A 15,393-nucleotide genomic window follows, 5' to 3' on the forward strand; every position below is an offset into this window, starting at 1 on the left:
CTCTAGGTCGGAGGCACGGCCGCACAGTGCTCGGCAATAAAGTCGTCGTGGCTTTGTACCGACGCAACCGCCGTCGCCACCGACTGGCGCATTTGCGTCAAAGCCTTTCGTAGATATTGCGGGTCCATTTTATTGACTCGCGGGTCATACTGCTCAGGCAAATAATCAAACCCATCGTAAATGGCCAGCCAACTCGGAGGGCCAAAAATTTCAATTGGGTAGCGTATAAGCTCGCCCCGCTCACGAAATGTCGCCAGCTTTTTTTGCAGCATATCGGGTAACGGCATGTCGCGGCAGTACCGCCACAGGCCGCCGTCGTCACGCTGGCTGAGTTTATAGTGCAAGATAATAAAATCCCGCACCCGCTCGTACTCCTGAGCGGTCAGGTCATTAAAGTTATCTACCTCTTGCGCCGTATACCAGGGCCTGGCAAACGCCCGGCGTATCTTTTCTATCGCGGTCTCAATTAAAGCAATGCTGGTAGACTCCAGCGGCTCTAAAAAMCCCGCCGACAAGCCCACCGCAATACAGTTTTTGTTCCAGGCCAGTTTGCGACGCCCGGCGGTAAAGCTAAAGCGACGCGGCTCGTGCAACATCTCGCCCACGACATTATTGGTTAAGGTAGCGGTTGCTTCATCGTCACTGATATAACGGCTGCAAAACACATGGCCATTGCCGGCCCGGTGCTGCAGCGGGATACGCCACTGCCAACCGGCCTTATGGGCGCGGCTCACCGTATAGGGCGGCGCGCTACCCTCACGCGTGCTCTGCACCGCCACAGCGCTATCGCACACCAGCCATTCACTCCAATCGTGATAACCCGTATGCAGCGATTGCTCAATCAGCATTGCTTTAAACCCAGAGCAATCAATAAATAAATCGCCCGCCACCACAGTGCCGTCCTCCAACACCAAAGAGTCTATTCCGGCTGCACTGGCATTAACCCGGTCAATTTTGGCATCGATGCGGGTGACGCGATGCTCCGTGGCGTATTCGCGCATCAACTTAGCAAATAAAGCCGCATCAAAGTGCAGCGCCCAATCGTATACCGACAGCTCTGAGGGCGGGTTGGGGGACGGCTCGATAAACTTACTTTGCTTGGCAAGGTTCACGCCTAAAGAGTAATCGGCCAGCTTACTGGTATCGCCCAGCTCTTTTAAGCACATCCAATAGTGATGAAACTCAATACCATTGGCCTTTTGCCCATACAGCCCAAACGGGTGGATAAAAGACTCGCCAGGCTTGCGCCAACCTTCAAACTGAATGCCGAGCTTACAGGTTGCCTGTGTGACCTTCATAACCGCCAAATCGTCCATGCCTAGCTCAGCATAAAAACGACGAAGGGTCGGAATAGTGGCTTCACCAACCCCTACCGTACCAATCTGCGAGGATTCCACCAAGGTAAGCTTGATGTTGGTTTTGCGAAAATGCTTGCTCAAGCTGGCGGCGGTCATCCAACCCGCCGTACCACCACCCACAATGACGATATTGTTTACCTGTTTAACGTCCAACCCAACCACCTTTTTGTTATTTCCCGGCCACAACCCTAAAAGTTTATTCAGCATATATAAAAAAACCGCCGCAAAAAACCCTTAGGCCCTTGCGGCGGTTGAAAGAACAGGCGCCCTAAACGAGCGCCTGAGATTTTCTATCGCTTAACGGAACTCTTAGAAGTTTACGCGAGCACCCAGTGCCCAGCGTGCTTCGTAAACGTTCTGGAAGGCTTCCTGCTCTTCAAATTCCATGTAAGTTTGCTGGATTTCTTCGGTAATGTTTGAACCGTTCACGTAAACGGCAACATTATCGGTGACATCCCAGGTTACATTCATATCTAACTGGCCGTACTCGTCTTGGTACAAGCCTTGGCCACCGGTATTGTCGTTACCACCGGTAATCAGGCGTGGCGAGCGGAAATTATAGGCCAGGCGAGCCGACAGGAAGTCATTCTCAAACCAACCGACAAGGTTGTAGGTATCCTCAGAGTTGTTCGGGAACGGAAGCTCTTCGCCATTAAAGCCGATAGCATCCTGTGAGCTTTCAGACAATGTGTAGTTTACGTCGAAACCAAAATTAGACATAAAACCATCAGTTATGTCACTGAAAGCCATTTTTGCCTGCAGCTCCACACCCTCTACAGAACCACCGGTGCCTTGCACCAATGCAGCTGCAGTCCAATAGCCATTATTGGGACCACGGTTTACGCCGTCAGCATCTGGCTCAAGCACCTGAATAGTACCGTTCACCACGAAGCTATCGATATCCAGCTCGAAGTAAGTAGCACTAACCATAGAGGCCGCACCCAGGTACCATTCAGCTGACAAGTTCAGAGTGCTAGAGCGGGTTGGATCCAGATCAGGGTTACCGGCAAAGCTCACGTTTTCAATACGCATACAAGCACAGTCGGTATTAAAGGTTTGACCTACAGTCTTACCACCGCCCCATTGCAGCATGTCGACAGGCATCATGGTTTCACCATAACCCAAACGCAGCACCAGATCATCGGTTACGGTGTAGTTAACGTTTGCACTAGGCAACACATCAGTGTAGCTACGCTCAGTAATAACATCACCAATGTCCGGACCAGTTCCAGAGTGTGGATAGTTAGGCCCCACCAGATTCTGACGAATAGCCAAGTCTGTTTCGATCACATTAACACCCACGTTACCACTTACCGGGCCTGCCTCGAAGTTTACTTGTGCAAAATAGCTGAGCTCATCCAGCTTAACGCCATAGGACTGGCCGGCATTGTCAAGACGTCTGTTGTCGCCAAACACGCGATCCATAAATCCAGCAGCGTCGTCAAACTCACGCGGATCAATCGCCCATACACCAGGAACACCGTTTACATTATCACTGTAGCTGTCAATCCAAACGGCATTGGTAAACTCATCGACGCGTGTAGGCGGCAACAATTGATATGGGACCCACTCACCACCAACCATTTCGCCTAGCTCATCATCGGGCTTATTACAAACATCAGGGAACTCAGCCGCTTGGTCAACAGCACGCCATTGAGCGTAACAATCACCGGTAGAGTCCAGACCGCCAAACAATGAGAATACGGAGCGGTCGACTGTTCGACGGCTTTGACGAACACCTACGTCTACACTTGAGATAAACGGCGTCTCATCAAAGGCATAGTTCCAGCGAGTGCTGAATGTATCCAAGGTACCTTCAGTATCGGTGTTGTTCTCTGAAGAGAATGCACCTACGTGATAACTGTCGATACTCGCCATGTAGTCAGCAACAGACATCTGCCCTTGACCACCATTAACAATACTGTCGAAGCCACCAAATTGAATATCGTCGCCGCTTTGCTCGTAAGTCATCATCCAGTCAGTGTCAAACAGATCCGCTTCCTGAACACTATCGGCTTGATAATCTACATAACAGCCGCCTTTGTCTCCGACGATATCATTAGCGTCAGAGCAATATTCGGCTGGTACAAAGCCACCCTTACCATCGTTCAGGTTAGCCGCAACAACGTCAATAACGTCACCCTCGCCATAGCCATGACGCATTTGATGCTCGGCACTCGCCGTCGTCACCCGAACCTGACCAGTCAACGGACCGCCATCATCAAAATTCAGTTCTACACTGGCATTTTCTGAGTGCTCAAGGTTGTAATTCGTTTGGCTAAACGACTGAATACGCAACGGACGTGCTTCGTATGATTCCAGAGAAACCCACGGTTGAGCGGCAGAGCCTGGTGCGGTTGGCTGATACGTCCAGGATTCACCACCAGTTTCATTGTCCAGAGGGAAAGCGTAGTTAGAGAATGTTTGCCAACGGTTGTTGGAAGAGAAGCCGGCACGACGATTGTAACGCTCCTGATCGCTGTAGAAGTAGTCAGCAACCAGCTCGATACCATCACTTAACTCAGCCTGAAAAGAAACGTTTACACCATCGCGTTGACGTTCTTCCTGCTTGTTATAAGCAGAGAAACCCTGAGGAACAACATAGTAGGTGCCTGGCATATCTGGATCAGCGCCGCCATTGGCACGCGCCGCACCAATACCACCGTTTTCTGAAGTATCAAACCAACCGTTAAAATCAGTCGCCAGATTCTTCTCTGTGGTTACCGCACTGACCAAAACMCCCCACTTATCCGCGTTGTAACCAATCAAGCCACTGATGGTAGGATCATACTCATCACTGATTGAGCCATGGTCAACTTCGGCGCTACCAGAAAATGTCCAGCCATCGTCCAAGTCGAAGGGGCGGCGGGTCTTCAGGTTTACAGTACCGGCCGTACCAACACTTGCAAGTGAAGCAAAGGGGGCTTTGTACACATCAGCACCAGAGAACAACTGCGATGGCAGATCACCGAAATCTGCGCTCGAAGTATCAATGCTTGTTGCACTCAAGAAAGTTTCGCCGTTCAGGGAGGTTGCCACACCCGCCATACCACGGATTTGAACCGGGCCGCCTTCACCGGCAGTACGTTCAACCTGAATGCCAGGGATACGCTGCAACGAATCGGAGATGGTTACATCGGGGAGCTTACCGATATCTTCGGCGGAAATCGCGTCCACCACCGCCGCGGCATCACGCTTGGTGTTCACCGCGTTTTGCTGCGAGGCATATACACCGGTTACCACAACCTCTTCAATCATTGCATCTTCGCCGTCCTGGGCTAACGCATAGGATGACGCAAATAAGCAGGAAGCAATGCTCGATACGAGCAGTTTACGTTTGAATTTTTCTTTTCCAATGTGCATATCGATCTCCTCACATATAATATAAGTTATTGTTATATAACAATTTTATTTAATGCCGTAACGCTGCCAGTGGAGCTTCACTGAGCGACATTCGTGCACCGTACCTGAGCGATAGCCTGGAGCAACCCAACCTTAGAGACGGCATCCTGCACTTACAGCAAGACATTTTTACATCCAACAGGACAACGTTGTCAACAGGCAACAGAAAAATTAACATTTATTGTGTGCCGTATTAATCTGGCCCGTACAACAATCTAAAAAACTTAAAGAAAAGTAAAACACATCAACCATCCTTAGTTTCTATGCCATCAGGCGACCGCTACCCACTTACCTCACACCTTTTAGTCATACTGACCAGAACAAAGCGGACAGCAACATACAATATAGTAGGCAACTTTTGGTTTGACACAAGGAGTTTAGGTGCCAACGGCAACTTAAAAAACAAGCTCGCCAAGGCTTTAATCTGAACAAAAACGAAAGGGTATAATGCGCCCCCACGGTCATGGGGGCGCGCGCATCAATCAACAGAGTGGTAGGTGCTACACTTCTAAATCAAAATTTAAAAAAATATTTGCCGTTAACCGTCCAACACGTGGGTCGGGGTTCAAGCTAATTAAAGAAGTCAGATTGGCGGAATGAAGCAAGCATCCACGATAAACTATCAAGCGGTTATAGGCAGCCGGAACAAACCCAACTTTCGTGTAATATTCATCCGACTCAGAGAAATAGCGTTTTCTTATTTTCTTATTGTTTAGCTCGTAAAAACAACTGTCGAGATAGCTATCACTCTGATCAGGAGAAATCGATTCGTGCCCCGTACTATTGTGTCGATAAAATCCAGTCCCACCGTGCTCTTCGCCACAGAGAAACAATAACGCCGCAAAAAAACTCTGGCGGGAAGTGTCAAAATGCGGAATGGTTTGATACGGCCCCAACTGCATTTCCGGAACGGTCATCAGACAAAAAGAAGAGCTCGGCGGGTTTAGCTGAGCCGTGTCTGGAATCGAGAATTCGGTTCTGATAAGGCCTTCAACACCTTTCGTCAAGGCATCAGCGTCAGGTTTCGGCATGGAAGCTTTTACCCCAGGGTAACCTTTTCGCTGACGCAGCATTGGAGACGCTAAAAAATCAGCGTTTACCGCATAATCGACCAACAACGAAGGATCCTTAATAAAGTCATCCACAATGATCACTTTATTCTTCTCCTCGCCAAAAAACGCCGCCTGAACCCTACTATTATGATTAATCACTTTACCCACTTAAGCTATAAACGTTACGTTAAGTCTACTCTTAGCCTTTATTTAAAGCTTTTTTTAGCTCATTCAACCACTCACGATGCGACAGCATAGCACCACTCATCTGTAGCGAATGACCCTGCACTTTTACAATAATCTCTCGATATTTTTCAGCCTCCTGCCTCCCCATCGGTTTAGATTTTGTTGGAAATCTCATGCCATATAAAATATATAAATAGTTCTCCGGGCCAAAAATATCAAACCGACTAAAAAAATCTGATTTTTGTGGTGGCTGTAGCTGCCACAAGCCCAGCCGCCTTTCCAGCACCTCAGACAGCTTAGGCGCCTCAGTATTTTCACACCAAAAGTCTGAGTCACGGCGGTCCGACAGGCAATAATGCAACTGCACAAAATCGATAACACGCTCCCACGTATAGCGTACTAATGGATTACAGTGATCCGCAATCGTCTGAATATCGTGAGTATCATCGGGAAAATTTCTGGCAATCAAATTTGCAGCAAAGTCAGTAACCAAAATTGATGTTGCCTCTAACGGCTCAACAAATCCTTGCGCCAACCCGAGTGCAACACAATTTTTTTCCCAAAAAACATCTCGATAACCTATTTTCATTGGTACCGAGCGCAAATCACCGTGTTCGACATCACATCCTAAGTAATCAGAGAAGGCCTCAACCGCACGATTTTCGCTCATAAAATCAGCAGCATACACAAAACCTAGCCCTCGTCGGGTTGTCAAAGGAATATCCCAGACCCAACCCGCCTCATGCGCAGTGGCGAGCGTGTAAGGCAAAATCTCTTCGCTTGCCTCAGTTGATTTTCGGTACACCAAAACAGAGTCGGTCTTGACTTGACCGGACTTATCTACAAAGGGGACACCTAGAGCCCCGCCGATCAATAACGAAGAAAATCCAGAGCAATCGATATAAAAGTCAAACTCCTGCTCCTCGCCATTGCTATAAATAAGGCTTTTAATACTGCCATCATCGCTTTTTTCAACCCGCGCGATAGTTCTATAAATATGCTTTACGGAAAATTTTTCTCGGGCATTTTTTGACAGAAGACCGGAAAATTTCGCCGCATCAAAGTGGTACGCGTAATCAACCACGCCTTCATAGGGCGGCGAGCTCACCCGCTTCGGCGATTTATTCTCTTGTGCCAGACTATAAAAATCAGACAGCTGGGCATACTCAAGAGCCTCAGAGTTGTTCAGCCAGTAATTTGTTAAATCGAACCCGCCGGGATAAGGCGGCGAAAATGGATGGTAATAATAATTGCAACCATTTTTTGGGGGTGTCATCCAACCGGAAAATTTCACACCCTGCTTAAAGGTAACGTCACACTCGGCGACCAACTCAATCTCAGAGATGCCAAATTTTTGTAATGTCGCTTTAATTCGGGGGACAGTGCCTTCGCCTACGCCAATCACGGGCACATCTTTGGATTCGATCAAGGTAATTTCAATGTCTGGTCGCCTACTAAGCTCAACACCTAAGTGATTTGCAGCCAGCCAACCTGCGGTACCGCCGCCAACAATCGCTATTCGCCTAATCTTCATCCCATACCTTCTGTAATAATAAGCCAAAAAAAAGCCCAGCTTAAGCTGGGCTTTTTCCTATCACTCAGCGATCAATATTTAAAGCTTACACCCACCATATAGCGAGATTCACCCTCATATGACCACGCTGGGTAACCCTCAAGCAGTGGAGCTTTCATGCCGTACTCTGCCGTAGAGGCATCAGCAGCGCCGTATTGAATGTCATCTTCAGCAAGCAAGTTGGTTGCTTCAAAGGTAACATCAATGCTATCGGTAATATTCCAACCCAGGCTCATATCCAGAGAACCAAAATCATCGTGCATACGATTGCCGTAGTAGAAAGCACCTTCACGAATCATATACTCAGAGCGCCAGTTGTACGCAGCACGAGCTGAGAATACATCATTCTCCCAGTAGCCGACAAGGTTAGCACTGTCGCTAGACGATTCGGTAAACACACCAATACGGTCAGCATAGGCTTCCGCCGGAGCATCCGCATTTACGAAGGTGTAGTTAGCCGAAATACCAAAGCCGTTATCAAATGCATGATTAATCTGCAGCTCAATACCGTCGATTTCAGCGCCGCCAGCGTTTACTTTCTCGTTCAGGGTCCAGTTATCGCCGCCAGCTGGGTCAACAACGCCAATCTGATTACCAGTGCTAATCACATCGGTCACAAAGTTGTTGATCGACTTAACAAAATACGTCGCAGAGATCAGGTTGCCATCGCCATAGTAGTACTCCAAGCTCAGATCAGCCTGGCTAGACTTCATCGGCAACAAGCCTTCAGAGCCCAATTTTACTACTTGGTTGTTATCGCGGTCGTCGGCATAACCAGAATAGCTTACGATCATATCGTCGTAGTTTGGCCGGCTAATGGTTTGTGCCGCAGTCATACGCAGAATCAAATCATCAGTCAAATCAAACGACGCGTTAATGCTTGGCAACACTTCGTGGTAGCTAGCCTTGTGATCCGTCAAGGTATAGCTATAACCGTTGTTAGCGCCAATGTCGCCCTCGGCCAGCTCAGTACCATCTAACTCGTACTGACTACGGGTAACGTCGGAGCTCACATAACGTAGGCCGAAGTTACCTTTAAAACCCTCACCTTCAAAGGTGAACATACCGTAAATCGCGTCATTCTGTTCGTTTAGCAAAGAGTAACCAGAGCGCTGCTCGATCCAACCATCAAGATCCTTACGCGTGGCCGCAACCATGGCACTTAGATTTGGCTCAGGGGCGGTAAAGCCATCCATACCAACTTCATAGATACCATCGTACAACGATGCAGTCGCCACCTCAGTCGGGGTTATATCGCCAACGTAGTTAAAGCGCTCAACATCGTGATCTGTTGTACGAACCCCAGTTTTGAACGAAGTAATAACGCCCAAATCAAGCTCAAACTCTACGTCAATTTGCGCGTAGGTTTCTTCATCGCTGTTTGGTGTTTTACCCACAGCCCATGCTTGTGCATTGGTTGTCTCTTGCAGGTCATCCAGAGTCATACTTGGATCGTGAGTGGTGTGAATTTCGATCTGTTTGCCAGTCGCATCGATTGTACCTGCCCATAAAGACATTGGGCTGCCAGTGCTTGGATAGTACTGGAAGTTGGTGGTCAAGCTCGTGCCACCTTCTGCTTTAGTGTTACCCACACTACCGGTAACAACAAAGTTATCACCTATATACTCACCGCTAAAATCATAGGTGTCGGAAGTCATCTCAGCAACACGCCCCCAAGACTGTACAAAAGTCTCAGAGTCTGGCGCACCACTGGCCCAGCCTGGAGCCAAGTCACCACGGATAGCTTCATCGACCACTTGCTTCACACATACGCCCGCGGCATTAGTCTCTTCACATCGGTAGGTGCTAGAACCTACAGGGAAGAAGTACATGTTGGTACCGATGTTATCGGCGGTAAGATCCAAAGACAACACATGAAAGTTAAAGCTTAGAGCATCTGTCGGGGCAAACTGAACATTGGCATCAAGCGCCGTGCGCTCGCGCTCTTGCACAAAGGTGGAAGGCTCAACATCCTGCGACCACTGGTAATCAGACTCAGTACCGCGACGTACATAATCCGAATCTTCATAAGCGCCAGCAACCAAAATACCAAAGGTGTCGGAATCATTCTTCCAGCTGTATAGACCAGAAAACTCAGGAGACACCTCATCACCAATAGTGCCAGTTCTCGCTTTGGCACCAACAAAAACGGTGTTGGCATCCATGTCGAGCGGCTTACGGGTTTTAACAATAACGGTACCGCCGATACCACCTTCGTTCAGGTCCGCTTGCGATGATTTGTAAACATCAATACCGCCCACCAGCTCTGATGGCAGTAAAGAGTAATTAAAGCTACGGTCAACCGATTGCTGATCGTACCAGCCAGTAGAAGCTACATTCTGGCCGTTTAACTGAGTCAGTGTCATTTGCGGCGCCGCGCCACGAATAGATACCGAGGCGCCCTGGCCAAAAGCACGACCCACAGTAACACCAGGAATGCGGCCCAAAGACTCACCCACATCACTATCGGGGAACTTACCCACATCTTCAGCTGAAACAGCATCGACAATACCGGTTGCATCGCGCTTAATATCAACGGCGTTACTGATAGAGGCACGAATGCCTGTAACAACAACCTCTTCCATTAACGGCTCTTCTTGCGCGCTCACATAGGTTGATGCTAGTAGGCAGGAAGAAATACTGCTAACCAGCAGCCTTTTACGAAATTTACTTTGATTGTTTCCCATAACTGTCTCCTCGCTATCGTTGTTTTATTTGGCAGCCACGCGTTTTTTGTGCGCACGCGTTACGGCTTACCTATCTCTGTCTTAGTCAAACGCTTATATAGGATTAACACCTCACCCCTATTCCCGGTAATGAAGCATCAAAATGATCCACCGGTTAGTTGCAAGAGTCCCGTTCAAGATACCCACCAGATCACATGGTTAGTTTTACCGCCGTCAGGACAACGTTGTCAAGAACAACTTTTGTACTTAATTGATTGGCGATTGAGAATCAACTATTAATAATCTTCTTTTTAACTATAAATTCAGTTAGTTAGGCTACTTTTAACGGCTTTACGATAGGGTAAATATTTGTTCCTGTTAGGCGCCTAAAATGCCTCTTGACAACGTTGTTCCACAAAAAAGACATCACGCACAAAAAAGCGMCCCAATATAGCAAAATGCACTACATTGGGGCGCTCAAGCAAAACTTATACAATTGGATTAGCGGGCCACTGTCACTCGGCTAACATAAGAACCGCTGCGACTGCGCAGCTGGACTATGGGCTCCCCTTGAATTTCCACGCCCTTACGGTATGACTGCCACACGGCGTCTTCTCCGGCCTTATACTCTATCTTAAGCTCAGGCCAGGGTACGTTAGCGCGCAACTCACCATCGGTGATTACACCGCCCGGTACCGGCAAGTGAACGGCAATACCGGCGCGCTCCATCCGGGGTAACTCTTTAGCGACCAGGGTTTGACTAAAGTTGGCAAACTCGCGATCGCGCGCATTGGTATCGGGCGCCTCCCCCTCCCAATCAGCTTTGTGCCAAGCGCGCTCGGCCAGCGCCATCACACGGGGGTAAATCAGCGCCTCTAACTGCTTGGGGGTACGTATCGTTTCACTCCATACCTGGCCTTGTATGCCGAGTATGTTTTCTGGCTTTTGCAGGTTTGGCAGCTCACGTCCTACCAGCGCCTCAACGTCGTCGATAGGGTCGCCATTACGGGTAAAGTCAGCGTTGGCGTAGAGGTTATCGGGCATAAAGCCAAATACTTTGCCCACGTCGGTGGCCCGCGCCGCCCAGTAATAACCACGCTCGGCTGGGTGCGCCTCGTAGGGGTGATCAAAGTACAAGTGAGTCGCCTGCGACATCACCACCTGATAACCGTTATTCGCCAAGCGGTAGGCTCGATCAGCTACACCCCATTCCCAAATATTGTCCCAGGCGTTGGCAATAACGTCTTCATTCACGAATTGATTGCGATTAAAGGTGTTGACGGCATCGTACATTAAGCCATCCTCCCACCCCTCTAGCGCTAAACCGCGCGCGTGGGCCAAGCGGGATACACGACTCACAAAGTAAGGTTTTAAATCGGCCGGCCCGGATACACCTAGCTCGCCGGCAAACAATTCATCACACACTGGCGACTGAGCCCATGAGCCCTTACCGACTTCATCGCCCCCCATATGGAAGATAGAGAGCTTTAAGCCCGCATCGCGATACATTTGCTGCAGCTCGTACATCACTTTATCCACAAAGGTGTAGGTCGACTCCAGACATACGTTAATCGAGTTATCGGTATAGTTTTGCACGGTAACGTATTGCGACTGATCCTCTGGGTCTGCCAACAAGTAGCGGCGCGCCGCTTTCTCATCGCCAGCCTCCATTAGGCGAGCAAAGCGCGCGTCCATCGACTTAACCGCCGCACGCGCGTGGCCGGGCATGTCGATCTCGGGGATAACCTCAATATGTCGCTCGGCGGCAAATTTAAGAATCTCGATAAAGTCGGCCCGGCTAAAGTAACCGTTACCAGAGCCATCGGCGTGAGGGCCTGTACCCAACTGGGTAAGCAAGCACTCACGCTCAGTCAAATCAAAACAGCGCTTAGCGCCTATCTCGGTCAGCTCAGGCAACCCGGGGATTTCCAGACGCCAACCTTCGTCTTCGGTAAGGTGCATGTGTAGCTTATTGAGCTTATAGCGCGCCATTTGCTCAATAAGCCGCAGAGTGACCTCTTTACCGTGAAAGTTGCGGCCCATGTCATAGTGCATACCACGCCACCCGGCGCGAGGCGTATCAGCAATGTGTACCCGCGGCACAGTATGTGCCTCTGTTTGTGCAGGGTTAAGCAGCGCCAGCAAGCTTTGCACACCGTAAAATGCACCGGCATTATCACGGCCATTGATCACAATGCGTTGTTTCTCAACACGTAAGGTATAGCTTTCGGCATCGCTGGCCAGCGCTAGCTTACGCTCATCCGGCCACCCCACGCTCAGAATAATGGCCGGGGCATCGCCTTCGTAGGCACCGGGTGACACGCTCGAACTCGCCTCTAACTGTAAACCCGCCACATCGGCCAACTGAGCTTTTAAGTAATTGGCTTCTCCCTTAAGGCGGCCGGCAAATACAATGCGCCAAGATCCGTCTAATGCGGTTTCTCCACGCTGATAATCAACATTGGCCGGCGTGGGAATAATACGCTTCAAGGCGTCAGAGGTATCACCCGTGGGCTGCGGCCGGGCGGCGTTAGCCTGATACCGACTGGCAGCCGTGGCAATCGCAAACTTGTCACTGGCGCTGCGCATTTGCTGTTCAGGCTGGTCAATAGGGTCGACAAACTCACTAAACACCTCGGTATCGGTGTTACGAAACACCTCTGGCTGAAGGCCTTCGGCGACAATAAAAGTGCGCGGCATAAAATCGCTATAACTCACCATGCCAGCGGCCGGTTTATAATCAATAACGAGTGAATCGCCCGATTTAAGACCGGCGAATTGCGCCGTAGGGTAAACCCGGTGCAAATCACCCTGGACGTGCTCGATAGCCACCGCGCTATCACCCAGCACGGACACCTGCCGCACCGAATGAAAGTAAATTGACCAGTCGCCCTCGCCCGCCGGAAGACTTTGCTCGGCTTCATTAATCAGCGTGAAGCGCATTTGCGAGCCGTTGGCCCCGACGTTACTAACAATAGCAAAGCGTGCTTTGGCATTTTCAGCAAAGCTGCGCAGCGACTCCTGGGTAAATGTCGCCGCCGCAGCCGCAACCCCGTAAAAACACAGTAAGCCCATTAACAGGTATTTCATTGTTATATCCTCAACCCCATTTACTCGATATAGGCGCGCTAACCCGCACCTTAACCACTAGATCTGACAACGTTGTCCAGATTACACCATTAAAACCCGCTGTCCAGCACCTTCACGCATCCCGGGTAGTATTAAAGTTTCTTTACATCCAGGACATTAAAGATTTACATTCTACAGTCGTTATACTCAACAAATGAGCATATTCTCCAGTATTTGAGTAAAAAACAAACGGACTCTGGTTAAAAGACTCATCCTCATAACTAAAAAAGAGAACATTTGCGAGCCTCGGACAAATAGGGAATAACGTGCCAACCTACACGTGACAACGTTGTTAACATTGGCATCACAATCAACCACTATTACACCTAAAAGTGAGCAAGCTTATGACTCTGCGTTTAAAAATGTGGGTGCTTACCACCCTGATATTTGCCGGTCTCGTGGTGATCGTCACCGTCGGGCTGTTTACCCTTCGCCACGCCACCAGCCAAGATAACGAGGCGCGGGTTGAACAGCTGCTAAACAGCACATATGCCACGGTAACTCAAATGGAGTCGCTGGAGGCCGATGGCACCCTGTCGGAGTCGCAGGCCAAGGCCATTGCCATGCAGCTGCTGCGCAATAATATTTATCATGAGTCGGAGTATGTTTATGTCGCCGACGAAAATCTCGATTTTGTCGCCGCCCCGCTTGACCCCCAGCTGCACGGCACCAGTTTTCACGAATTCAAAGACGCCGAAAATAAAAGCGTAGGTAATATTTTGCAGCGCGCCGTCCAGGGGGAAAACGGCCAGTTAGCTCGCTATCATTGGACTCAGCGTCAGGCCGACGGTTCGGTTGAAGATAAGCTCTCAATCGCTAAGTTGAGCCCACGTTGGGGCTGGGTGGTAGGAACCGGCATAGGCTTTAACGAAGCCAACGCGCGCTTTTGGGACAGCGCCACGACCCAGCTGCTGATTGGACTGGTGTTGATCTTAGTGATCGTGGTGCCGGTTCATTTTGCGGTAAACAGCTTACAGCGCGGGCTCGGTGGCGAGCTACGGGAGGTAGTTACGCTGGTGCGCAAAGTCTCTAGCGGTGATCTCACAGAGAACGATCAGACCCACCAAGCGCCCGATGACAGCATTTATGGCTCTGTGCTTAAAATGCGTCATTCGCTGCGTGAGATGATGAAAGCAATGGCCGGAGCCTCTAGCAGCCTCGACCACATTAGTGATGACATTGTGCAAAAAGCGCAAACCAGCACGGCCATGGCCGAAGAACAAAGTATTACCACCAGCAAAATTGCGGCCTCAGCCGAGGAGTTTAATCAACAAACCCGGCACGCTATGGCACAAGCAGAAGACGCCCGCGCGCAAACCGAAGCCGCCTCGCAAACCTCTGAGCGCGGCCGTTCGCTTATCTCGGCCGCGGTACAACGCTTTACCGATATCGACCACGATATTAGCGCCACACAACAAAGTATGGATACCTTGGCCGAGCGTATCGACAATATCTCCAAAGTTATTTCCGTTATTAGCGCCGTGGCCGAGCAAACCAACTTGCTGGCGTTGAACGCGGCCATCGAGGCCGCTCGCGCCGGTGATCAAGGACGGGGGTTTGCGGTGGTTGCCGACGAGGTACGCCAGCTGGCATCGCGCACCAGCGCCGCCACCAGTGAAATCAGCGATTCAATCAATGCCGTGCAACTCAGCTCGCAGCAAAGCAAAAACAATATGGACGCCATGGTGAAAGAGCTAAAGGAGGGGATCGCACAGACAGCCGAAGGCGGCAAAATTGTGCAGTCAATCCGAGAAGAAACCCGCTCGGTGGAAGATATCGTCTCGCACATCCGCCAGGCGATGGCCGAGCACGTAGAGGCCAGCGGGTTAATTTTGGACTACGTCAGCCAGGTGGAAAGCGCATCGCTCGGCACCAAAAGTGCGGCTCAAGGGACACTTGAGACCTCACAAAAAATTCGCGATGCAGCGCATGACTTATCACACCGACTAGAGCAGTTTACGCTAAGTTGAGCTCTGGGCGCCTTAAGGCCGAAGCACACTAAGGCGCATTTTACCGAGCGTTAACCC

7 protein-coding genes are annotated in these 15,393 nt (G+C 49.9%); 1 reads left to right on the forward strand and 6 read right to left on the reverse strand.

All coding sequences use genetic code 11. The features are described 5' to 3' along the window. Positions 1-2 precede the first annotated feature (2 nt). The 6 genes from SD69_RS15420 to SD69_RS15445 form a co-directional block, all read right to left on the reverse strand. Complete coding sequence (locus SD69_RS15420) at positions 3-1,565, reverse strand: tryptophan halogenase family protein (protein ID WP_084591611.1); 1,563 nt, start codon at positions 1,563-1,565, stop codon at positions 3-5. Positions 1,566-1,667: 102 nt separating this feature from the next. Continuing rightward, complete coding sequence (locus SD69_RS15425) at positions 1,668-4,721, reverse strand: TonB-dependent receptor (RefSeq protein WP_041523918.1); 3,054 nt, start codon at positions 4,719-4,721, stop codon at positions 1,668-1,670. 539 nt (positions 4,722-5,260) lie between these two features. Continuing rightward, a complete protein-coding gene (locus tag SD69_RS15430) occupies positions 5,261-5,971 on the reverse strand; it encodes a DUF6445 family protein (protein WP_157471722.1) in 711 nt (236 codons plus the stop codon). Positions 5,972-6,011: 40 nt separating this feature from the next. Then, positions 6,012-7,532 (reverse strand): tryptophan halogenase family protein, encoded by a 1,521-nt coding sequence (locus SD69_RS15435; protein ID WP_041523919.1) that lies wholly within the window; start codon positions 7,530-7,532, stop codon positions 6,012-6,014. Between the two features lie 71 nt (positions 7,533-7,603). Further along, positions 7,604-10,258 (reverse strand): TonB-dependent receptor, encoded by a 2,655-nt coding sequence (locus SD69_RS15440; RefSeq protein ID WP_041523920.1) that lies wholly within the window; start codon positions 10,256-10,258, stop codon positions 7,604-7,606. A gap of 480 nt (positions 10,259-10,738) precedes the next feature. After that, the gene (locus tag SD69_RS15445; protein WP_052481229.1) at positions 10,739-13,327 is read right to left on the reverse strand and encodes a family 20 glycosylhydrolase; all 2,589 of its coding nucleotides are present in this window, start codon (positions 13,325-13,327) and stop codon (positions 10,739-10,741) included. Positions 13,328-13,710: 383 nt separating this feature from the next. Here SD69_RS15445 and SD69_RS15450 point away from each other — a divergent pair, with 383 nt between their 5' ends. Beyond that, positions 13,711-15,336 carry a methyl-accepting chemotaxis protein gene (locus tag SD69_RS15450; RefSeq protein WP_041523921.1) on the forward strand — a complete coding sequence of 542 codons (1,626 nt, stop codon included), beginning with the start codon at positions 13,711-13,713 and terminating at the stop codon, positions 15,334-15,336. Positions 15,337-15,393: the final 57 nt, after the last annotated feature.

The sequence above is a fragment of the Gilvimarinus agarilyticus genome (assembly GCF_000832015.1).
In the GTDB taxonomy this organism is placed as follows: Bacteria; Pseudomonadota; Gammaproteobacteria; order Pseudomonadales; family Cellvibrionaceae; genus Gilvimarinus; species Gilvimarinus agarilyticus.

Coding starts and splice junctions, on each gene's coding strand:
- SD69_RS15440 (WP_041523920.1), bottom strand. CDS start 10,258: ATGGGAAACAATCAAAGTAAATTTCGTAAAAGGCTGCTGGTTAGCAGT.
- SD69_RS15435 (WP_041523919.1), bottom strand. CDS start 7,532: ATGAAGATTAGGCGAATAGCGATTGTTGGCGGCGGTACCGCAGGTTGG.
- SD69_RS15445 (WP_052481229.1), bottom strand. CDS start 13,327: ATGAAATACCTGTTAATGGGCTTACTGTGTTTTTACGGGGTTGCGGCT.
- SD69_RS15450 (WP_041523921.1), top strand. CDS start 13,711: ATGACTCTGCGTTTAAAAATGTGGGTGCTTACCACCCTGATATTTGCC.